At 72.0% G+C, this 20,181-nt stretch carries 18 protein-coding genes; 8 read left to right on the top strand and 10 right to left on the bottom strand.

Going from position 1 to position 20,181, the window contains the following annotated elements:
- Window positions 1-44 precede the first annotated feature (44 nt).
- On the top strand, window positions 45-1,247 hold the full coding sequence (locus tag ADK54_RS01105; protein ID WP_053723554.1) for an alanine racemase: 1,203 nt from the start codon (window positions 45-47) through the stop codon (window positions 1,245-1,247).
- A 12-nt stretch (window positions 1,248-1,259) separates the two neighbouring features.
- On the opposite strand, the gene ADK54_RS01100 is transcribed toward ADK54_RS01105, so the two are convergent.
- From ADK54_RS01100 to ADK54_RS01080, 5 genes are all read right to left on the bottom strand, one after another.
- Complete coding sequence (locus ADK54_RS01100; RefSeq protein ID WP_053723553.1) at window positions 1,260-2,177, bottom strand: DUF2510 domain-containing protein; 918 nt, start codon at window positions 2,175-2,177, stop codon at window positions 1,260-1,262.
- Between the two features lie 23 nt (window positions 2,178-2,200).
- On the bottom strand, window positions 2,201-3,484 hold the full coding sequence (locus tag ADK54_RS01095) for a haloacid dehalogenase-like hydrolase (protein WP_053723552.1): 1,284 nt from the start codon (window positions 3,482-3,484) through the stop codon (window positions 2,201-2,203).
- Window positions 3,485-3,604: 120 nt separating this feature from the next.
- Window positions 3,605-4,387, bottom strand: a complete 783-nt coding sequence (locus ADK54_RS01090; protein ID WP_053723551.1) for a 3-oxoacyl-ACP reductase — start codon at window positions 4,385-4,387, stop codon at window positions 3,605-3,607.
- A gap of 6 nt (window positions 4,388-4,393) precedes the next feature.
- The gene (locus ADK54_RS01085; protein WP_053723550.1) at window positions 4,394-5,764 is read right to left on the bottom strand and encodes an aldehyde dehydrogenase family protein; all 1,371 of its coding nucleotides are present in this window, start codon (window positions 5,762-5,764) and stop codon (window positions 4,394-4,396) included.
- An 8-nt stretch (window positions 5,765-5,772) separates the two neighbouring features.
- Window positions 5,773-7,137, bottom strand: coding sequence for a glutamine synthetase family protein (locus tag ADK54_RS01080; protein WP_053723549.1), 1,365 nt, complete (start codon window positions 7,135-7,137; stop codon window positions 5,773-5,775).
- Window positions 7,138-7,214: 77 nt separating this feature from the next.
- Here ADK54_RS01080 and ADK54_RS01075 point away from each other — a divergent pair, with 77 nt between their 5' ends.
- From ADK54_RS01075 to ADK54_RS01060, 4 genes are all read left to right on the top strand, one after another.
- Window positions 7,215-7,967, top strand: coding sequence for a FadR/GntR family transcriptional regulator (locus ADK54_RS01075; RefSeq protein WP_234391869.1), 753 nt, complete (start codon window positions 7,215-7,217; stop codon window positions 7,965-7,967).
- Between the two features lie 183 nt (window positions 7,968-8,150).
- Complete coding sequence (eat, locus tag ADK54_RS01070) at window positions 8,151-9,617, top strand: ethanolamine permease (RefSeq protein ID WP_053723659.1); 1,467 nt, start codon at window positions 8,151-8,153, stop codon at window positions 9,615-9,617.
- Between the two features lie 27 nt (window positions 9,618-9,644).
- Complete coding sequence (locus ADK54_RS01065; protein WP_053723548.1) at window positions 9,645-10,331, top strand: gamma-glutamyl-gamma-aminobutyrate hydrolase family protein; 687 nt, start codon at window positions 9,645-9,647, stop codon at window positions 10,329-10,331.
- Window positions 10,332-10,643: 312 nt separating this feature from the next.
- Entirely contained in the window at window positions 10,644-11,327 is a 684-nt protein-coding gene (locus tag ADK54_RS01060) for a GNAT family N-acetyltransferase (RefSeq protein WP_053723547.1), read from the top strand.
- A 7-nt stretch (window positions 11,328-11,334) separates the two neighbouring features.
- Here the strand turns inward: ADK54_RS01060 and ADK54_RS01055 are convergent, their stop codons facing one another.
- Window positions 11,335-12,264 (bottom strand): LysR family transcriptional regulator, encoded by a 930-nt coding sequence (locus ADK54_RS01055; protein ID WP_053723546.1) that lies wholly within the window; start codon window positions 12,262-12,264, stop codon window positions 11,335-11,337.
- 70 nt (window positions 12,265-12,334) lie between these two features.
- On the opposite strand from ADK54_RS01055, the gene ADK54_RS01050 reads away from it, so the two are divergent.
- Window positions 12,335-13,453 carry a TDT family transporter gene (locus ADK54_RS01050; protein ID WP_053723545.1) on the top strand — a complete coding sequence of 373 codons (1,119 nt, stop codon included), beginning with the start codon at window positions 12,335-12,337 and terminating at the stop codon, window positions 13,451-13,453.
- Window positions 13,454-13,471: 18 nt separating this feature from the next.
- On the opposite strand, the gene ADK54_RS01045 is transcribed toward ADK54_RS01050, so the two are convergent.
- The 4 genes from ADK54_RS01045 to ADK54_RS01030 form a co-directional block, all read right to left on the bottom strand.
- Window positions 13,472-14,185, bottom strand: a complete 714-nt coding sequence (locus ADK54_RS01045; protein ID WP_053723544.1) for a helical backbone metal receptor — start codon at window positions 14,183-14,185, stop codon at window positions 13,472-13,474.
- Window positions 14,185-14,742, bottom strand: coding sequence for a helix-turn-helix domain-containing protein (locus tag ADK54_RS01040; RefSeq protein ID WP_053723543.1), 558 nt, complete (start codon window positions 14,740-14,742; stop codon window positions 14,185-14,187). Before ADK54_RS01040 ends, ADK54_RS01045 begins: the two co-directional genes overlap by 1 nt.
- A 214-nt stretch (window positions 14,743-14,956) precedes the next feature.
- Window positions 14,957-16,759, bottom strand: coding sequence for an ABC transporter permease/substrate binding protein (locus ADK54_RS01035; RefSeq protein WP_053723542.1), 1,803 nt, complete (start codon window positions 16,757-16,759; stop codon window positions 14,957-14,959).
- On the bottom strand, window positions 16,752-17,819 hold the full coding sequence (locus ADK54_RS01030; protein ID WP_053723541.1) for a quaternary amine ABC transporter ATP-binding protein: 1,068 nt from the start codon (window positions 17,817-17,819) through the stop codon (window positions 16,752-16,754). Before ADK54_RS01030 ends, ADK54_RS01035 begins: the two co-directional genes overlap by 8 nt.
- 276 nt (window positions 17,820-18,095) lie before the next feature.
- On the opposite strand from ADK54_RS01030, the gene ADK54_RS01025 reads away from it, so the two are divergent.
- Window positions 18,096-19,004 (top strand): 5'-3' exonuclease, encoded by a 909-nt coding sequence (locus ADK54_RS01025; protein WP_053723658.1) that lies wholly within the window; start codon window positions 18,096-18,098, stop codon window positions 19,002-19,004.
- 112 nt (window positions 19,005-19,116) lie between these two features.
- Window positions 19,117-19,962, top strand: coding sequence for a siderophore-interacting protein (locus ADK54_RS01020; RefSeq protein WP_199826834.1), 846 nt, complete (start codon window positions 19,117-19,119; stop codon window positions 19,960-19,962).
- Window positions 19,963-20,181 lie beyond the last annotated feature (219 nt).

The following is a 20,181-nucleotide window of genomic DNA, read 5'->3' as shown; positions in this document are numbered from 1 at the left end:
GTCGTCCCCTACCTTGTGGTAACCGGTTCTGGCAGGCTTCCGCCATGACTCCCCGCGCCGCTGACCGCGCCCGGTACGACCGGGCGACCGCTCATCTCGATGCGCCCGTCGCGATCGTCGATCTGGAGGCGTTCGACGCCAACGCGGACGATCTGGTCCGCCGGGCGGCCGGCAAGCCGATCCGGGTCGCCAGCAAGTCGGTGCGGTGCCGCGCTCTGCTTGAGCGGGTGCTCGCCCGGCCGGGGTTCGCCGGTCTGATGTCGTTCACGCTCGCGGAGTCGGTGTGGCTCGCGCGGGCCGGGTTCGAGGACGTTCTGCTCGCCTATCCGTCCGCGGACCGGGCGGGGTTCGCCGAGCTGACCTCGGATCCCAAGCTGGCCGGGGCGATCACCGTGATGGTCGACGACCCGGCGCAGCTCGACCTCGTGGACCGGGCGCGCGAGCGCGACGGCCTGGAGGTGCGGGTCTGTCTGGAGCTCGACACCTCGCTCCAGTTGTTCGGCGGCCGGGTCCGCGTCGGCGCCCGCCGCTCCCCTCTGCGCTCCCCCGCCCAACTCGCGGAGCTCGCCCGGTCGGTGGCCCGGCGGCCCGGGTTCCGTCTTGTCGGGCTCATGGCGTACGAGGGTCATGTGGCCGGGGTCGGGGACGCGGTGGCGGGCAGTCCGCTGCGCTCGCGCGCGATCCGGCTGATGCAGGCCGCGGCCCGCAAGGAGCTGGCCGCGCGGCGGGCCGAGGTGGTGCGTGCGGTGCGGGCGGTCGTGCCGGATCTTGAGTTCGTCAACGGCGGCGGCACCGGCAGTGTGCAGCACACGGCGGCCGAGGCGGCGGTGACCGAGGTCGCGGCGGGCTCGGGGCTCTATGTGCCGCGGCTCTTCGACAACTACACGTCGTTCAGCGGGCGTCCGGCCGCGCTGTTCGCCCAGCCGGTGGTGCGCAGGCCGGGCGTCGGCGTCGTCACGGTGCTCGGCGGCGGATACCCGGCGTCGGGCGCGGCCGGACCGGACCGGCTGCCGGTGCCGTATCTGCCGGAGGGGCTGCGCTACGACCCGCAGGAAGGCGCGGGCGAGGTGCAGACGCCGCTGCTCGGCTCCGCCGCGGACGATCTTTTGATCGGCGACAAGGTGTGGTTCCGGCACGCCAAGGCGGGCGAACTGTGCGAGCGCTTCGAGGAGTTGCAGCTCGTCGAGGGCGACCGGGTGACGGCGGCCGTGCCGACGTACCGGGGCGAGGGCCGCACGTTCCTCTAGCGCACGGACGGCTCACAGCGACGGCGGGGGCAGGCTGCTGCCGACCCCGCCGTTCTGGCTGCCGCCGATGGGCGCGATGCCCCGCGTGATGGTGTCCATGAGGGCGAGCGGCGGGCCGTCCTTGCCCGCGTCGAAGGCGAACCGTGCGATGACCATCGCCTCGCTGCCCACCGTCGAGGGAAAGGCGAGCGACTCGACGTAACCGCCGGGCCCCGCACCGGTCTTGACCTCCCAGCGCACCAGATATCCGGTGCGGCCGTCGACCACCACGGAGCCGGATTTCACTTCCCGGTGCGAGGTGATGCCGTTGTAGGGGCGGGCGCCGACCGGGTCGTGGTCGTAGGCGTCGTTGGCGGCGTCGGTGATGTCGTTCTTGGCGACGGCCTCGGCGGTCTTGAGGTCGGTCATGGTGGCCGTAGAGGTGGTGACCTTGCCGTGGTGGCAGAACCCGGAGTCGCCGGGGCAGTTGTAGGTGTCCTTGGTCGCCATCGTGACGAGGCCGGTCACCGCGTCGTCGGTCTTCTCCCAGCCGTCCGGGATCGGCAGCGTGATGCCGTTGAGCTGGTCGACGAGGGTGTGCGGGTCGCCCGATGCCCCCGAACTCGGCTTGCCGGAAGGGGAGTTGACCGCCGCCGGCGCCGTGGCGCTCTTGCTCGCGCTCGTCGTGTGCGGGGTGTCGTCACCCTTGCCGAGGACGGCGACCCCGACGGCGATCGCGGCCACCAGGGCCACGGCGGTCGCGCCGATGGCCACCAGCGGGCCGCGCCGCCGGACGGCGGGCGCGGCCACCACGGTGACGGGCTCGGGCGGCCCGAACGCCTGCCCGCCCGGCGCCCTGGTGTGGGCGGTCCAGGCGGCGCCGTCCCACCAGCGCTCGGTGCCGGGCACGCCCGGATCCGGGTACCAGCCGGGCGGGGTCGTCATGCTCATGGCCCATACCCTAGAACCCGGGTTCAGCCGCCGTACACCGAGTCCCGCTGATCCGGCACCACGGAGCCGTCCGCACGTCGCACGGGGGCCGGGGTGCCGTCGTGGTCGGTGTAGCCGGTGGTCGCGCAGGGGTAGGCCGCCGCCTTCTGGCCCTTGGGCTCGATGAACATCGGGTTCACGATCCAGCGGCCGTCGCTGTCGTCGTACGCCCGGCACATCAGCTCGTTCTTGTTGCGGTTCAGGACGAGCCGCAGGCCGGTCGCGTCCCGCAGGAAGGACACGTCGGTGTCGGAGTCGCCCGCCGCGAACACCTGGCGCCTGGCGGCGGGCTGCACCTTCTCGGCCGCCGCGCCCCGCACGCCGAAGATCTCCTGGTTGATCCAGCAGCGCTTGCCGTCGATGTAGGTGATCACCGAGTCGTCGCCGTCCCTGGCCGAGCCGCAGCCCTTGAGGTGCGACGTGATGCGGCCGTGGTCGGTGGTGGAGCGGATGCCGATGGCGTGGTCGGGGTCGACGCCCGCGCCACGTGCCCACACGTCCACGACGGGCTCGGGCGAGGCCGAGGTGATCCAGACGTCGAAGCCCGACTTCTTCAGCGTACGGATCAGGTCGCGCTGCTGGTCGTAGTAGCGCACCCAGGCCGTCGCCTTGGTGTTGCTGCCCACCGTCTGTACGGCGTCGGCGGGGGCGTTGAGGTTCTCGGTGCGGGCCGCGCTCGCGAAGGACTCGACCTGGGCCGGGGTCCAGCCGTGCAGGAGCTGGGCGAGCCAGGCGTACGAGGGCTCGATGGTGCGGCGGTCGTACCCGGCGAAGGCGACGGCGCCCTTGCCGGTCTTGCCGTCGCCGTACACCGCGAGGATCTCGTCGGTGCACTTGGTGTCGGTGGCGGTGGGGAGGGTCTTGGATGTGCCCGCCGGGCAGGCGGCGGCGAGGGACTTCGCCGCGTCGTCGGTCAGATAGCGGCTGGTGGTGCGCCAGTCGCCGCGCGCCGGGCGCTGGATCTTGGAGTTGCGCAGCAGCCAGTACATCGTGGCGTCGCCGACGTCGTTCTTGACGACGGTGTTGTCCCAGTCGAAGACGGCGACCGGCTTCTTGCCGTGGCCCGCGTCCGCTCCGCACTTTCCGTAGGTGTCGATCAGGTCCTGGATCCGGTCCTGGTTGTCCCCGTACCACCCGTCGGAGATGGTCAGTCGGGGGCAGTGGGGCGTCCGCGCCTCGGCGGGCTGGGCGGCGACGAGGCCGCCGGCGGCTATGGAGAGCGCCGCGGCGAGGACCGGCAGTCGGCGGACGGTGCTGGACTTGGACACGCTGAGGAACTCCTGTCGTCGGGAAGATCATCGCGGACGTTAGACAGCACAGCCGGGCGTCGTGCGACGCCCGGCTGCCGTGTGCGTGGCCCCCAGGTGAACAACGGGGGTTGGCGGGATTTAGAGGGGGGTGACGTACGCCCCGGCGATGCCGCCGTCGACCAGGAAGTCGGTGGCGTTGATGAAGGACGAGTCGTCGCTGGCGAGGAAGGCGACGGCGGCGGCGATCTCGTCGGCCTCGGCGAACCGGCCCGCCGGAATGTGCACCAGGCGGCGCGCGGCCCGCTCCGGGTCCTTGGCGAACAGCTCCTGGAGCAGCGGGGTGTTGACCGGCCCCGGGCAGAGCGCGTTGACGCGGATGCCCTCACGGGCGAACTGCACGCCGAGCTCGCGCGACATGGCGAGCACGCCGCCCTTGGACGCGGTGTACGAGATCTGCGAGGTCGCAGCCCCCATGATCGCCACGAACGAGGCGGTGTTGATGATGGAGCCCCGGCCCTGGCGCTGCATGTAGGGCAGCGCGGCCTTGCAGCACAGGTAGACGGAGGTGAGGTTGACCTCCTGGACCCGGCGCCAGGCGTCGAGGCCTGTGGTGAGGATGGAGTCGTCGTCGGGCGGCGAGATGCCCGCGTTGTTGAACGCGATGTCGACGCTTCCGTAGGTGTCGAAGGCCGTCTTGAAGAGCGCCTCGACCTGCTCCTGGTCGGTGACGTCGACCTTGACGAAGGTGCCGCCGACCGCTTCGGCGGCGGCCTTGCCGGCGCTCTCGTCGATGTCGCCGCACACCACGTTGGCGCCCTCGGCGGCGAGCCGCCTGGCGGTGGCGAGGCCGATGCCGCTGCCGGCCCCGGTGATGACGGCGGTGCGGCCGACCAGGCGGCGGCAAATGATGTCGTCGGTCATGTGTGCTCAGGCCTCCGTGCTGATGAAGACGTTCTTGGTTTCGGTGAAAGCGGTGAGGGCGTCGGGGCCGAGCTCGCGGCCGAGGCCGGACTGTTTGTAGCCGCCGAACGGGGTCGAATAGCGCACGCTGGAATGGGAGTTGACGGAGAGGTTGCCCGCCGCGACGGCCCGCGAGACGCGCAGCGCGCGGCCCACGTCCCGGGTCCAGATCGACCCGGAGAGCCCGTACTCGGTGGCGTTGGCGAGCCGCACCGCGTCCGCTTCGTCCTCGAAGGGCAGCACGACGGCGACCGGCCCGAAGACCTCCTCGACGGCGGCGGGCGCGTCCGCGGCGAGGCCCGTCAGGACGGTCGGCGGGAACCAGAACCCGGGGCCGTCGGGCGCGCTGCCGCGCAGGCCGGGTGCGTCGTCGGCGACATAGGAGCGGACGCGGTCCAGCTGGACGCGCGAGATCAGCGGGCCCATCTGCGTCTTCTCGTCGGCCGGGTCGCCGACCACGACCTCCTCGATCGCGGGGGCGAGCAGCTCCATGAAGCGGTCGTACGCCGTGCGCTGGACCAGGATGCGGGTGCGGGCGCAGCAGTCCTGGCCGGAGTTGTCGAGGAAGGACATCGGGGTGGCGAGGGCGGCTGCCTCGATGTCGGCGTCCGCGAAGACGATGTTGGGGCTCTTGCCGCCGAGTTCGAGGGTGACCCGCTTCACGCGGTCCGCGCACTTGGCCATGATCTGCTTGCCGACCCGGGTCGACCCGGTGAAGACGATCTTCGCGACGCCGGGGTGCTCGACGAGCGCGTCGCCCGCGACCGCCCCCGCACCCGGGAGCACCTGGAAGAGGCCTTCGGGAAGCCCTGCCTCCAGGGCGAGTTCGGCCAGCCGCAGGGCCGTGAGCGGGGTCGTCTCGGCGGGCTTGAGGATCACCGCGTTGCCGGCCGCGAGCGCGGGGGCGGTGCCCCAGGCGGCGATCGGCATCGGGAAGTTCCAGGGGGCGATGACGCCGATCACGCCGAGCGGTTCGAGCAGGGTGATGTCGAGGCCGCCCGCGACCGGGATCTGACGGCCACTCAGGCGCTCCACTCCCCCGGCCGAGAAGTCGAGCAGATCGCGGACGTTGCCCGCCTCCCAGCGGGCGTTGCCGAGGGTGTGCCCGGCCTCGCGCACCTCCAACTGGGCGAGTTCTTCGATGTGTTCGTCGACGACGGCCGCGAAGCGGCGAAGCAGGCGGGCCCGGTCGGCGGGGGCCGCGGCCGCCCAGCCTCGCTGTGCGGAGCGGGCCCGCACGACCGCCGCGTCGACGTCGGCGGAGGTGGCACCCCGGACGGTCGCGATGACTTCCTCGGTGGCCGGGTTGAGTACCTGTAGCTCGTACGCGGTGGACAAGTCGTTCCTCACAGGCGTTCGAAGGAGCGGCGGAGCTCCCAGTCGGTCACCGCGGCGTCGAACGCGTCGAGCTCGACCCGCGCCATGTTGCGGTAGTGCGCGACGACTTCGTCCCCGAAGGCGGCCTTGGCGATGGGACTGTTCTCCCACAGCTCGGCGGCCTCGCGCAGGGTGGTGGGGACATGGGCGTAGTCGCCGACGTAGGCGTTCGAGGTGCATGCCTCGGGCAGTTCCAGCTTGTTCTCGATGCCGTACAGACCGGCCGCGACGAGTCCGGCGACGGCCAGGTGCGGGTTGACGTCGCCGCCCGGGAGCCGGTTCTCGAAGCGGGTGCCCGCGCCGTGGCCGACGACGCGCAGCGCGCAGGTCCGGTTGTCGTGCCCCCAGGCGACGGCGGTCGGCGCGAAGGAGCCCGGCTGGAAGCGCTTGTAGGAGTTGATGTTCGGCGCGTACAGGAGGGAGAAGTCGCGCAGCGCGGCGAGCTGTCCGGCCAGGAAGTGGCGCATCACGGGCGACATGTGGTCGGGCCCGTCGCCCGCCATCACGTTGCGGCCGTCCTCGTCGGTGAGCGAGAGGTGGATGTGACAGGAGTTCCCCTCGCGCTGGTCGTACTTGGCCATGAAGGTGAGCGAGACGCCCTCCTGGGCCGCGATCTCCTTGGCGCCCGTCTTGTAGATGGCGTGCTGGTCGCAGGTGACCAGGGCCTCGTCGTAGCGGAAGACGATCTCGTGCTGGCCGGGGTTGCACTCGCCCTTGGCCGACTCGACGGTCAGGCCAGCAGCCTGCATCTCGTTGCGGATGCGGCGGAGCAGCGGCTCGATGCGGCCGGTGCCGAGCACCGAGTAGTCGATGTTGTACTGGTTGGCCGGCGTGAGGCCCTGGTATCCGGCGTCCCAGGCCTGCTCGTAGCTGTCCTTGAACACGATGAATTCGAGCTCGGTGCCGACCTGGGCGGTGTAGCCGAGCTCGGCGAGCCGCTCCAGTTGGCGGCGCAGGATCTGGCGGGGGGCCGCGACGACCGGCGAGCCGTCGTTCCAGCCGAGGTCGGCGATGAGCATCGCGGTGCCCTCGTTCCACGGGACGCGGCGCAGCGTCGCCGGGTCCGCGTGCATGGCGAAGTCGCCGTAGCCGCGCTCCCACGACGACATCGCGTAGCCGTCGACGGTGTTCATCTCGGTGTCGACGGCGAGCAGGTAGTTGCAGCCTTCGGTGCCGTGCGCCAGGACCTCGTCGAGGAAGAACCCGGCCGCGAAGCGCTTGCCCTGCAGTCGCCCTTGCATATCGGGGAAGGCGAGGACGACAGTGTCGATCTCACCGCTCGCGACGAGGGCGCGCAGCTCCTCGATCGAGAGCGGGGGTGTGCGGTCTGCCACGGGAAGCTCCTCCTTGGGTCAGCCGAGAGCCATAAGGTATGGGGTAAGACCATTGATTGGGAAGGGGAATCCGCGACGTGGCGAAGAAGATCGACTCGACGGACCGCCCGGACGGCCGGACACCGGACACGCTCGTCCCCGTACTGCGGACCGTACGGGCCGGGAACGGCTTCGAGGAAGCGCTGGAGCAGATTCTCCAGCTCCTGCGCCTGGGCCTTGTGCCGCCCGGTGAACGGCTGCCCTCCGAGCGGGAGTTGGCCGAGCGGATGGGGATCAGCCGGGTCACCCTGCGCGAAGTCCTCAAGGTCCTCCAGGACCAGGGCCTGGTGGAGAGCAGACGCGGCCGCTACGGCGGCACGTTCGTGCTGCCCAGGGCCGCCGAGGGCGGCGAGGACGAGCTGCGCCGCCGGATCGCCTCCGTCGACGTCGAGGACATCCTGCGCTTCCGGGAGGTCCTGGAGGTCGGCGCGGCCGGGCTCTGCGCGGCGCACGGGCTGACCGACGAGGGCGCCGAGCGGCTGCGCGCCGCGCTCACCGCGACCCACGACGCCGAGCTCACCGACTACCGCCGCCAGGACACCCTGCTCCACCTCACCCTGGCCGAGCTCTCCGGATCGCCCACGCTCACCGCCCAGTACGCGGCGGTGCGGGCCACCGTGAACGACCTCCTGGACTGCATCCCGCTCCTGGTCCGCAACCTGGAGCACTCGCAGCACCAGCACACCGCACTGGTCGAGGCGGTGCTCGACGGGGATGCCGACGGGGCGCGCGAGGTGATGCGGGAGCACTGCGGCGGCACGGCGGCGCTGCTGCGCGGCTTCCTGACCTGAGCGGTCCGGGGCGGCCGAGGCACCCCGGCCCGAACCCACGCGAACCCGCCCGGCCCCGCGTTCACCGGCGATTTCCGTAACCGCGGTTTTACGTACACCCCTTGCGCTCCACCCTGCCCTCCAGCAAAGGTATGCAGCCGAACCATTGACTTGATCTCCCTTGACGATCACCTGGAGCGGCTCATGGCCGAGGGCACCGACACCGATCTGCGCACCGCACCGTCTGCGTCCGCCAAGGACGCCCAGGACGACTACCTGCACCGGCGCACCCTGCGGCGCGGCAGCGCCGGCTGGCTGCTGCTCACCGGGCTCGGCGTCGCCTATGTGGTGTCGGGCGACTTCTCCGGCTGGAACATCGGTCTGTCCAAGGGCGGCTTCGGCGGTCTCGCCGTCGCCACCGTCCTGATGGGCGTCATGTACGCCTGTCTGGTGTTCTCGCTCGCCGAGCTGTCGGCCATCCTGCCCACCGCGGGCGGCGGTTACGGCTTCGCGCGCCGGGCGCTCGGCACCTGGGGCGGCTTCCTGACCGGCACCGCGATCCTCATCGAGTACATCCTGGCGCCCGCCGCGATCTCGCTGTTCATCGGCGACTACGTCGAATCGCTCGGCCTGTTCGGCCTCACCTCGGGCTGGCCCGTCTACCTCGCCTGCTTCGCGATCTTCATCGGGATCCACCTGTGGGGCGTGGGCGAGGCGCTGCGCTTCAGCCTCGTGGTCACCGCGATCGCGGTCGCCGCCCTGCTGGTCTTCGCCATCGGCGCCTTCACCGACTTCGACGCGTCCCGCCTCAACGACATCCCGGTCGACGCCTCCGCACTCGGCTCCAACTCCTGGCTGCCGTTCGGCGTGCTCGGCATCTGGGCCGCGTTCCCGTTCGGCATGTGGTTCTTCCTCGGCGTCGAGGGGGTACCGCTGGCGGCCGAGGAGGCCAAGGACCCGGTGCGGTCCATGCCGCGCGCGCTCGCCATCTCCCTGTCGATCCTGGTACTGCTCGCCGTGGTGACCTTCTTCGCGGCGACCGGGGCGCACGGCTCCGCCGCCATCAAGGACGCGGGCAACCCGCTGGTCGTGGCGCTCCAGGGCGACGGCGGCCCCACGGCTCTCAGCCGCTTCGTCAACTACGCGGGGCTCGCGGGCCTGGTGGCGTCGTTCTTCTCGCTGATCTTCGCGGGTTCGCGCCAGCTCTTCGCCCTGTCGAGGGCCGGCTACCTGCCCCGCTTCCTGTCCCTGACCAGCCGCCGCAAGTCCCCGTACCTGGGCCTCCTCATCCCGGGCGCGCTCGGCTTCGCGCTGGCGGCCTGGAGCGGCAACGGCGGCCGGATGCTGAACGTGGCGGTGTTCGGCGCCACCATCTCCTACGCCCTGATGGCGCTCTCGCACCTGGTCCTGCGCCGCCGCGAGCCGGGCCTCGATCGGCCCTACCGCACGCCCGGCGGCGTCCTGACCTCGTCCGTCGCCTTCGTGCTCGCCCTGTTCGCCCTCGTCGCGACGTTCCTGGTCGACAAGGACGCGGCCTTCATCGCGCTCGGCGTCTACGCGATCGCGCTGGCCTACTTCGCCTTCTACAGTCGCCACCGTCTGGTCGCCCACGCGCCCGAGGAGGAGTTCGCCGCCCTGGCCGCCGCCGAGGCCGAGCTCGCCCGGGACTGACCCGCTCAACGAACGGAGACCGCCACCGTGTCCAAGCCGCTCATCGGCATCAGTACGTACCTGGAGCCCGCCAAGTGGGGCGTGTGGGACCTGCCCGCCGCCCTGCTGCCCGCCGGATACCCCCGCCTCGTCCGGGCGGCCGGCGGACTGGCCGCGATGCTGCCGCCCGACGACGGCCCGGCGGCCGCGGCCGAGGTCGTGGCGCGCCTGGACGGCCTGGTCATCGCGGGCGGGGCGGACGTGGAGCCGGTCCGGTACGGGGCCGAGCCGTCGCCCCGTACCGGACCTCCCGCCCGCGAGCGGGACGCCTGGGAGCTCGCCCTGATCGACGCGGCGCTGGCCGCCGGCACCCCCCTGCTCGGCATCTGCCGGGGCCTCCAGCTCCTCAACGTCGCGCTCGGCGGCACCCTGGTCCAGCACCTGGAGGGGCACACCGGCGGGCGGGGCGTGTTCGGCGAGCACACCGTCAAGCCGGTGCCGGGCACGCTCTACGCGGGGCTCGTCCCCGAGGCCGCGGACGTGCCGACCTACCACCACCAGTGCGTGGACCGGCTCGGCGTCGGCCTCATCGCCTCGGCCCACGCGGAGGACGGCACGGTCGAGGCGGCCGAACTGCCCGGCCCCGGCTGGGTCCTGGGCGTCCAGTGGCATCCGGAGATGGGCCGGGACACCCGCGTGACCGAGGGGCTCGTACGGGCCGCGTCCACGCGCTGAAGCCCCAGCTCAGGCCCGTCGCGACGGCCCCGGACCCGGTGCGGGCCGGGGCCGCGCGACACGCCCGGCGAGCCTCACTCTTCCGAGGGGGTGACGATTGGGCGATCATCCGGGTATCTTCCTCTCGCCGCCCCTCACAAGGCGGATTCCCCGCGACTCCTCGCCTTCACCTGGCCGCTCGTTCCTCTTCGCGCTCTCGTTCCTTCCCTGGCCATTTCACGGAAACATCCTGACCGTGTGTTCCTCCGTGTCCCCGCTCTCGCCACCCATCGGTGGAGAAGCTCCGCCGCGCCCCGAAGGACCGAAGGCCCCGTGCCCGCACCCGTCATCCTGTCGGGCCGTTCCGTACGGCTCGAACCCCTCACCGTCTCCCACGCCCCGGCCCTGGCCGCCGCCGCGGCCGCCGACCGGACCTCGTACGCCTTCACTCCCGTGCCGCACGGCCTCGACGCGGCGCACGCCTACATCCAGAGCGCGCTGGCCGACCAGGAGGCCGGGCTGAGCCTGGCGTTCGCGACCGTACGGGCCGCCGACGGCCTGGTCGTCGGCTCGACCCGGTTCTGCGAACTGGACTACTGGGACGGGCCCGTGGTGTGGCCGCCCGCGCCGCGCGGCCCGCTCACCGGCGGCGCCGACGCGGTCCCGGACGCGGCCGAGATCGGCGCCACCTGGCTCTCCGCGCACGCCCAGGGCACCGGCATCAACACCGAGGCCAAGCTCCTGATGTTCCAGCACGCCTTCGACACCTGGCGAGTGCGGCGCATCTCGCTGCGCGCCGACGCCCGCAACACCCGCTCCCGGGCCGCCATCGAGCGGCTCGGCGCGGTGTGCGAGGGGGTGCGCCGGGTGCACACGCGGGGCCTGGACGGACTCGTGCGCGGGACGGCGTTCTACTCGGTCCTCGACGAGGAGTGGCCCATGGTGCGGCACACCATCGAGCAGCGCCTGGCCCGCACCCGGCAAGGCGCCAACAGCGGCCGCCTGGTGCCTGCCTGACGGTTCGTCAGGTTGGTCGGGTCAGGGAGAGCAGGTCGCGGGCGGGCCCCGCGGGCAGCGGTCCCTGGCGCCACACCGCGCGCAGATCGCGCCGCAGCCGTACGCCCTCGACCGGGATCTGCACCAGGCGCCGGGCCGCCAGCTCCTCGCCGAGCGCGAGCTCGCTGAGCACCGAGGGCCCGGCCCCGCTGACGACGGACGCCTTCACGGCGGTGGTGGAGGAGAGCTCGATGAGGGGCTCGGCGAGCCCGCCGTGGGCGGCGAGCGCCGCGTCCAGGACCTGGCGGGTGCCCGAGCCGCGTTCGCGCAGGACGAGCGGGGTCGCGGCCAGCTCCGCCGGCGGCAGCGGGTGGCGCCGGCGGGCCCACGGGTGCGAGGGGGCCGCGACCACGACGAGCCGGTCGTGGCCGATGACCGCCGAGTCCAGGCCCGCGGGCACGCCGAGCCCTTCGACGAAGCCGAGGTCGGCCTCGTCCGCGAGCAGCCGCTCGGCGACCACGGCCGAGTTCCCGGCGCTGAGCGAGACCGCGGTGCCGGGGCGCTCGGCGCGCAGCGCGATCAGCCAGCCCGGCAGCAGGTACTCGGCGATCGTCATGCTCGCGGCGATCCGCAGCCGCGAGTCCCGGCGGCCGCGCAGCGCCTGCGCTCCCGCGTCGAACGCCTCGGCCGCCTCCACGACCCGCCGCGCCCAGTCCGTCACCAGGACGCCCTCGGCGGTGAGCCGGGAGCCGCGCGGGGAGCGGTCGACGAGGGCGACGCCGAGGAGGCGCTCCATCGAGCGGACGCGACTGCTCGCGGCGGGCTGGGTGATGCCGAGGTCGCGGGCGGCCCGCCCCAGGCTGCCGTGCCGGGCGACGGCGAGCAGCAGCTCCATCGCGCCCAGGTCGGGCACCCGGTGGGCGAGGGGGGCGGTGCCCTCGGGACCGTTCACGCTCATAAACCCAGCTTATGTGCCCATAGCCCCAGCAGGCGTGGCGGGGGCCTCCGGGCGGTACGAAGCTGGATTCATGGCCACCATCGCGCAACCGCGCCCCCGCACCCAACCCCCCGTCGCCGCCGTCCGGCGCCGTCCCGCCCTGCGCCACCTCGGCCCGAACTGGTACGCCGCGGTGATGGGCACCGCGATCATCGCCAACGCGGGCGCCGGACTGCCGTTCCACGTCCCCGGTCTCCAGGTGATCTGGGCGCTGGCGCTGGCCATGCTCGTGGTGCTGCTCGTGGCCCGCGCCGGGCACTGGCTGCACCACCGCGACCAGGCCCGCGCGCACCTCATGGACCCCACCGTCGCGCCCTTCTACGGCTGCCTGTCGATGGCGTTCCTGGCCGTCGGCATCGGCTCGCTGTCGGTCGGCGCCGACCTGATCGGCGAGACCGCGGCCGTCCCGCTGGCCTGGGTCCTCTACGGCGTGGGCACGCTGATCGGCCTGGTGGCCGCCGTGGCCGTGCCGTACCTGATGGTCGCCCGGCACGACGTCGCTCCCGGCAGCGCATCGCCCGTCTGGCTGCTCCCCGTGGTCGCCCCCATGGTCTCGGCGACCCTCGGCCCGCTGCTCGTCCCCCACCTGCCCGCAGGTCAGGCCCGCGAGGCGCTGCTGCTCGGCTCGTACGCGATGTTCGGCATGAGCCTGCTGGCCACCCTGGTCATCCTGCCCGTGGTGTTCTCGCGCCTGATCCACCGGGGCGCGCTGCCCCTCTTCCTGACCCCCACCCTGTTCCTGGTGCTCGGCCCCCTCGGCCAGTCCACCACCGCCGTGAACAAGCTCGCCGACGTGGCCCCCGGCGCGATCGACGCCACCTACGCCAACGGCATGGGCGCCTTCGCCGTCCTGTACGGGGTGCCCGTGATGGGCTTCGCCCTGATGTGGCTGGCGCTCGCGGCCGCCATGGCGATCCGGGCGAAGCGGCGCGGCATGGGCTTCGCGATGACCTGGTGGGCGTTCACCTTCCCCATCGGCACCTGCGTCACCGGCGCCGAGGGCCTCGCCCGCCACACCGGCCTGCACGCCTTCGACTGGCTGTCGGTCGCCCTGTACGCCCTCCTGGTGACGGCCTGGCTGGTGGCCGGATTCCACACCATACGAGGCCTCGTGAACGGCAAGCTGCTCGCGGCCCCCGTGAAGAAGTAGCCCCGCCTGACGGTCCCGTCAGAGACTGTTCCGCAGCGCCGCGCCGAGTACGGCCGGCGCTTCGGCCAATGACGGGCCGTACCAAGTGAGCCGGCGGCCGTCGACCAGGGCGGCGGGCAGGCCGGGGAAGGCCTCGGGGCCGTCGTCCGGCGTGAAGCGGTACGGCTCGTCGGGCAGGACCACCAGGTCGGCGCCCGCAGCGTTCAGCTCGTCGATGGCGATGCGCGGGTAGCGCTCGGCGCGAGCGGCGTAGACGTTGTGCACGCCCAGCCGGGCCAGCAGGTCGCCCGCGAAGGTGTCGCGGCCGAGGACCATCCAGGGGCGCCGCCAGATCGGCACGACGGCCATGCGTTTCGGGCCGGGACGCGCCTCTGCCCACGCCCGCTCGGCCGCGTCCAGCCAGCCCGGCCGGGCAAGGCCGCAGCCGTCGACCAGGACCCGCTCCAGCTCGGCGAAGGCCTGCGGCAGCGTGCGGACCTCGGTGACCAGGACGTCGAGCCCGGCGGCGGTGAGGGCCGCCAGATCGGCGGGCCGGTTCTCCTCCTCGTTGGCGACGACCAGATCCGGGGCGAGCTCGATGATCCGGGCCACGTCCGGGTTCTTGGTGCCTTTGACGCGTACGGCGTCGAGCCCGGCGGGGTGGCTGCACCAGTCGGTCACGCCCACCAGGAGCCCGGGGGCGCTGACCGCGACCGCCTCCGTCAGGGACGGGACGAGGGAGACCACCCTCATCAGTGGCGGGTTTCCTCGATGGCCTCGATGGGGTCGGCGACCGCCACGACGAGGATGCGCGTGCCGGGCAGTGCCGCCCGCCAGCGGTGGCGCACCCCGCCGGACAGGCACAGCGTGTCGCCGCGCTCCAGGCGGTAGGCGCGGCCCTCGGCCTCGACCTCGGCGGCCCCGTCGGCCACGTACATCAACTCGTCGTTGCGGTGCTGGAACTCGCGACCGGTGTCCTGCTCGCCGGTGAACTCCATCGCGTGCAGTTGGTGGTGTCCGCGCAGCAGGGCCCGCACGCCGGGTCCTTCTTCGCCCTCGGGCTCGGCCCGTACGACGTCGACCGTGCGGGTGCAGTCGGCGGCGTCGTACAGCTCGCCGACCGTGGTGTTCAGGGCGTCCGCCACGCGCTGGAGGGAGCGGGCGCTGGGGCGGGCGCGCTCGTTCTCGACCTGGCTGAGGAACGGCACCGAAAGGCCGCTGCGCTCGGCGACCACGGCAAGGGTGAGGCCGAGGCTGCGGCGCAGCCGCCGCACCGCCACCCCCACCCGAAGAGTTTCCTTGTCGTCCATCTCCCGGGCTCCCTCCCTGTCACTCGGTCCGCGTTCGCACCGGCTGCGTTCACGTCACCCTACGCAGCTTCGGGCCCCAAGGGGACCGTCCCGCCAAGATCGCCAAGGGTTCCGTGGGAGATCAGGCCGGATCCCGACGTTCCGCAGCCGCGGCCGGAGGACCGGCCGCGGCTGCGGAAACGGGAGGTGGGAGGGGGCTCCCCTCCTCGGGCGGCTACGACGAGACCGGAGTCCACTTGTCGGCCAGGCCCGGGTTCTCCTTGAGCCAGGCGCGCACCGCGTCCTGCTCCTTGCCCTTGCCGGTGGACTGGATCTTGGCTTCAAGGCTGGTGAGCTGCTTCTCGTCCATCTTGAAGTTCTTCAGCCACGTGCCGACCTCGGCGTTGTCGGAGGCGAAGCCCTTGCGGGCCAGGGTGTGCACGCCGTCGCCCTTGCCCCAGACGCCCTTGGGGTCCGTGAGCTTCTTCAGGTCGTAGGTGTTGTACGCCCAGTGCGGCGACCAGAGCGGAACCACGATGGGCTCCTTCTTGGCGTACGCCCGCTTCAGCTCGGCCAGCATGCCGGGGGTGGAGCCGTCGACGACCTTGTACTCGCCGTCCAGGCCGTACTCCTTGAGGATCTTGTCCTTCAGGATCCCGGTCTCACCGGCGCTCGGCTCGATGCCGACGATGCGGTTCTGGAACTCGGCGCCCTTCCCCTTGAGGTCGTCGAGGGAGTTGACGTCCTTGACGTAGGACGGCACCGACAGCTCCAGGGAGGTGGGCCCGTACCAGGAGCCCAGGTCCTCCAGCTTGTCCTTGTACTTCGCCCAGTACTGGGCGTGCGTGGTGGGCAGCCAGGAGTCGGTCTCGAAGTCGATCTGGCCGCCGGCCATGCCGGTGTAGAGCGCGCCGGCCTCGTACTGGCGGGCGTCCACGGTGAAGCCGCGGCGCTCCAGGAGCTCCTTCCACAGGAAGGTGGAGGCGACGCCCTCGTCCCACGGGATGTAGCCGAGCGAGATCTTCTTGCCCTTGCCGACGTCCTGGGCGCCGCCGGCGGTGACCTCGTCCGAGGAGCCGAACATGTTCATGCCGCCCGCGACGAGCGCGAGGACGACCACGCCGACGACCGCGACGGCGGGCTGCGGACGGTAGTTCCAGATCTTGAGTCCGCCGGTGGCGGCCTTCGCCTTGGCGAGCGCGCGCCGGCCGAGCGGCGAGACCTGACGGCTGAGCGCTCCGGTCATCCGGTCCAGGTACATGGCCAGGACGACGATGGAGATGCCGGCCTCGAAGCCGAGGCCGATGTCGACATTGCCGATCGCCCGGTAGACGGCGCCACCGAGGCCGCCGCCGCCCGCCATGCCCGCGATGACCACCATGGACAGGCTGAGCATGATGACCTGGTTGATGCCCGCCATGATCGTCGGCAGGGCGAGCGGGAGCTGCACGCGCACCAGCGTGTTGCGCGGCGTTGTGCCGAACGCCTCGGCCGCCTCGACGAGCTCACCGTCGACCTGGCGGATGCCGAGCTCCGTCATGCGCACGCCCGGGGGCAGCGAGAAGACGATGGTGGCGATGATGCCGGGGACGACGCCGACGCCGAAGAAGATGATGCCGGGGATCAGGTAGACCATCGCCGGCATGGTCTGCATGAAGTCGAGGACCGGGCGCAGGACGGCGCTGACCGTCTTGGAGCGGGCGGCCCAGATGCCGAGCGGGATCGCGACGACCAGCGTGACGATCGCCGCGACGAGCACCAGCGACAGCGTCGACATGGTGTCGTCCCACAGCTGGATCGAGTCGATCAGCGCGAAACCGGCGAAGGTCAGGACACCCGCGGACAGGCCGCGCAGCCACCAGGCCACGACGGCGAGGATGCCCGCGAAGAGCAGCGGCTGCGGCGCGTCGAGCACCGCGTTGATGCCGTCGTACATGCCGTTGACGACCTGGGTGATGGCGTCGAACAGCCAGGACAGGTGGCTCTGCAGGAAGTTGACGGCGCTGTCGACCCAACCGCCGAGGTTCAGCCTAGGCATGCGTCGCCACCTCCTTCATCGAGCATTCGACCGGGCCCTGCTTGTCGTCCCCGAGGAAGGCGATGAGCCGCTCCTGCGGTACGACGCCGAGCAGCGAGCCGTCGATGTCCTTCACCGCGACGGGGTGCGGGACCCGGGCGGCCACGGCGCACACGTCGGCGACGGAGGTGCCGGGCAGGACGGTCTCGCAGTCGCAGTCCCCGGCGTCGGGGCGGTGCGGAGTGGTCATCACGGACAGCGCGGTGAGCACCCGGGAGCGGTCGACGTCCTGGATGAAGGACGCCACGTAGTCGTTGGCCGGGGTGAGCAGGATGTCCTCGGCGGTGCCGAGCTGGACGATCCGCCCGTCGCGCATCACGGCGATCTTGTCGCCGAGCCGCATGGCCTCGTTGAGGTCGTGCGTGATGAAGACGATCGTCTTCTTGAGGCGCTTTTGCAGTTCGAGGAGCTGGTCCTGCATGTCGCGCCGAATCAGCGGGTCGAGGGCGCTGAACGACTCGTCCATCAGGAGCAGGTCGGCGTCGGTGGCCAGGGCGCGGGCCAGGCCCACGCGCTGCTGCATGCCGCCGGACAGCTCGTCGGGCCAGGAGTCGCCCCAGCCCGCGAGGCCGGTCAGTTCCAGGGCCTCGGCGGCGCGCTTCTCACGCTCGGCACGCGGGACGCCCTGGACTTCGAGGCCGTACGCGGCGTTCTCCAGCACGCTGCGGTGCGGGAACAGCGCGAAGTGCTGGAAAACCATGCTGATCTTGCTGGAGCGGACCGTGCGCAGCTCGCGCGCGGGCAGGCTGGTCAGGTCCTGGCCATCGAAGAGCACGCGGCCCGCGGTGGGCTCCAGGAGCCCGTTGAGCATGCGCAGCAGGGTCGACTTGCCGGATCCGGAGAGACCCATGACAACGAAGATCTGGCCGGGGTCCACCGTGAACGAGGCGTCGATCACCGCCGCGGTCGTCCCGTCCGCCCGCAGCTCGTCGCGGTCAGCGCCGCCTTCGAGCTTGCGGACGGCTTCGTCGGGTCGTCTGCCGAACACCTTGTAGAGCTGCTCGGCTTGCAGCCTGGACACATACACCTCACGGGTAGAACTCAAAACGGCCCGACTCCCCCGCGGGCGGGCCGTGGAGCGGCGCGGATTCGGTCCGCAGCCCGAGAAATGGTTGAAATCCATACTGGGGTCCGCTCCGGCGTCGCGCCTGCCCCGCTTCACCGGGAGCAAACACAACAGTGATCCAGTTCACGTATTCACTAGCGATGCGAGCTTCACGGCGGTGCGCGGCTTCACGGCTGCCGCGAGGTGGGTGTCAGTGGGGTGCGGCATCATCGGGGTGTGACGCGACGCCTGATGCTCCTCGACACCTCGTCCCTCTATTACCGCGCCTATTTCGGGGTGCCCGACACGGTCAGGGCGCCGGACGGCACACCGGTCAACGCCGTGCGCGGCCTGCTCGACTTCATCTCCCGCCTTGTCCACGACCACCGCCCGGACGACCTCGTGGCCTGTATGGACGCGGACTGGCGGCCGCAGTGGCGGGTCGATCTGATCCCCTCCTACAAGGCTCACCGGGTGGCCGAGGAGACCCCGGCCGGGCAGCCCGACGAGGAGGAGACCCCGGACACGCTGGCCCCGCAGGTGCCGGTGATCGACGACGTCCTGGACGCGCTGGGCATCGCCCGCGTCGGCGTCGCGGGGTACGAGGCGGACGACGTGATCGGCACTCTGTCCGGCCTCGCGCCAGGACCGGTCGACATCGTCACCGGCGACCGCGACCTGTTCCAGCTGGTCGACGACAAGCGCGGGGTGCGGGTCCTCTACCCGCGCAAGGGCGTGGGCGACTGCGACCTGGTCGACGACGAGCTGATCCGCGCGAAGTACGGGGTGCGGCCCGACCAGTACGCGGACTTCGCGGCGCTGCGCGGCGACACCAGCGACGGGCTGCCCGGCGTGAAGGGCATCGGCGAGAAGACTGCGGCCCAGCTGATCAACGAGTACGGCGACCTGGCGGGGGTGCGCGCGGCCGCCGCCGACCGCCTCTCCAAGCTGACGCCGGCCAAGCGCCGGGGAATCCTGGAGGCGGCCGACTACCTGGACGTCGCTCCGAAGGTGGTGCGGGTCGCGATGGACGTGGCCCTGCCGGAGTTCGACCCCACGCTGCCCTCGGAGCCGCTCGACCCGGCCACCCTGGAGGAGCTGGTGGCCCAGTGGGGCCTGGCCGGGGCGACGGGCCGACTGCTCTCCACTCTTCACCGGTGACGCGCCACTTGGGTGACGCGCCACTTGATTGAGGTGCCACTTTTCGCCCTCAAGGTGCTAACTTAGGCAATCCTAACTAACGGTGGATCAGGCTGGATCAGGGGAGCGCACTGTGGCAGAACGCCCGTCTCGCAAGGCACGGACCATCAATGAGGCGCAGGTGGTGCGCGCCGAGCGGCTCACTCCGCACATGGTGCGCATCGTGCTCGGCGGCGAGTCGCTGGCCGGGTTCGGCACCGGCGAGCACACCGACCACTACATCAAGATTCTGTTCCCGGCCGAGGGCGTGAGCTACCCGGAGCCCTTCGACATGGAGCGGATCCGCGCCGAGTTCCCGCGCGAGCAGTGGCCGAGCACGCGCGCCTACACGGTGCGCAACTGGGACGCGGCGGCCGGCGAGCTGACCGTCGACTTCGTGGTGCACGGCGACGAGGGCCTCGCGGGCCCGTGGGCCGCCCGCGTCCAGGTGGGCGAGACGGTGCGCTTCCTCGGCCCCGGCGGCGGGTACGCCCCGGACCCGGCGGCCGACTGGCACCTGCTCGTCGGTGACGAGAGCGCGCTGCCCGCGATCGCGGCGGCCATGGAGCGCATGCCGGCGGGCGCCGTGGTGCACGCTTTCGTCGAGGTGACCGGCCCCGAGGAGGAGCAGAAGATCAGCACTCCGGACGGCGTCACGGTGACCTGGCTGCACCGGGGCGAGGCCGCGGTGGGCTCCGAACTGGTGGGCGCCGTCAAGGACTTGGAGTTCCCGGCCGGCGATGTGCACGCCTTCGTGCACGGCGAGGCGGGCTTCGTGAAGGAGCTGCGCCGGCTGCTCCGGGTCGAGCGGAACGTACCGCGCGAGCGGCTTTCCATCTCGGGCTACTGGCGCCTGGGTCAGGACGACGACGGCTGGCGCGCGATGAAGCGTGACTGGAACGAGCAGGTGGAGCGCGAGCAGGAGGCCCCGGCTGCCTGACCTCCTCCACCTCCCCCGCTCACCTCGAACCCCCCGGCGCCTGCCCGCCGGGGGGGCGCTGTCGCTCAGGCCGGGCGCTCTCGCACTGCACCGTCGCCGTCCACGCCCTTGAGGCCGCCCCCGTCGCCCTCCTTGCCGTACATGCGGGCCGACGCGTCCTGGTGGGCCATGCGGCGGGCGGCGGGGGCGGCCTCAAGGGCGTGGACGGCGACGGTGCAG

The sequence above is a fragment of the Streptomyces sp. WM6378 genome, assembly GCF_001279695.1.
Classification (GTDB): Bacteria; Actinomycetota; Actinomycetes; order Streptomycetales; family Streptomycetaceae; genus Streptomyces.
Note: the sequence above shows the minus strand (reverse complement) of the source record. Positions and strands in the feature narration are given on the sequence as shown.

Coding starts and splice junctions, on each gene's coding strand:
- ADK54_RS01045 (WP_053723544.1), bottom strand. CDS start 14,185: ATGAGGGTGGTCTCCCTCGTCCCGTCCCTGACGGAGGCGGTCGCGGTC.
- ADK54_RS01100 (WP_053723553.1), bottom strand. CDS start 2,177: ATGAGCATGACGACCCCGCCCGGCTGGTACCCGGATCCGGGCGTGCCC.
- ADK54_RS01040 (WP_053723543.1), bottom strand. CDS start 14,742: ATGGACGACAAGGAAACTCTTCGGGTGGGGGTGGCGGTGCGGCGGCTG.
- ADK54_RS01025 (WP_053723658.1), top strand. CDS start 18,096: ATGCTCCTCGACACCTCGTCCCTCTATTACCGCGCCTATTTCGGGGTG.
- ADK54_RS01050 (WP_053723545.1), top strand. CDS start 12,335: ATGGCCACCATCGCGCAACCGCGCCCCCGCACCCAACCCCCCGTCGCC.
- ADK54_RS01090 (WP_053723551.1), bottom strand. CDS start 4,387: ATGACCGACGACATCATTTGCCGCCGCCTGGTCGGCCGCACCGCCGTC.
- ADK54_RS01105 (WP_053723554.1), top strand. CDS start 45: ATGACTCCCCGCGCCGCTGACCGCGCCCGGTACGACCGGGCGACCGCT.
- ADK54_RS01035 (WP_053723542.1), bottom strand. CDS start 16,759: ATGCCTAGGCTGAACCTCGGCGGTTGGGTCGACAGCGCCGTCAACTTC.
- ADK54_RS01055 (WP_053723546.1), bottom strand. CDS start 12,264: ATGAGCGTGAACGGTCCCGAGGGCACCGCCCCCCTCGCCCACCGGGTG.
- eat (WP_053723659.1), top strand. CDS start 8,151: ATGGCCGAGGGCACCGACACCGATCTGCGCACCGCACCGTCTGCGTCC.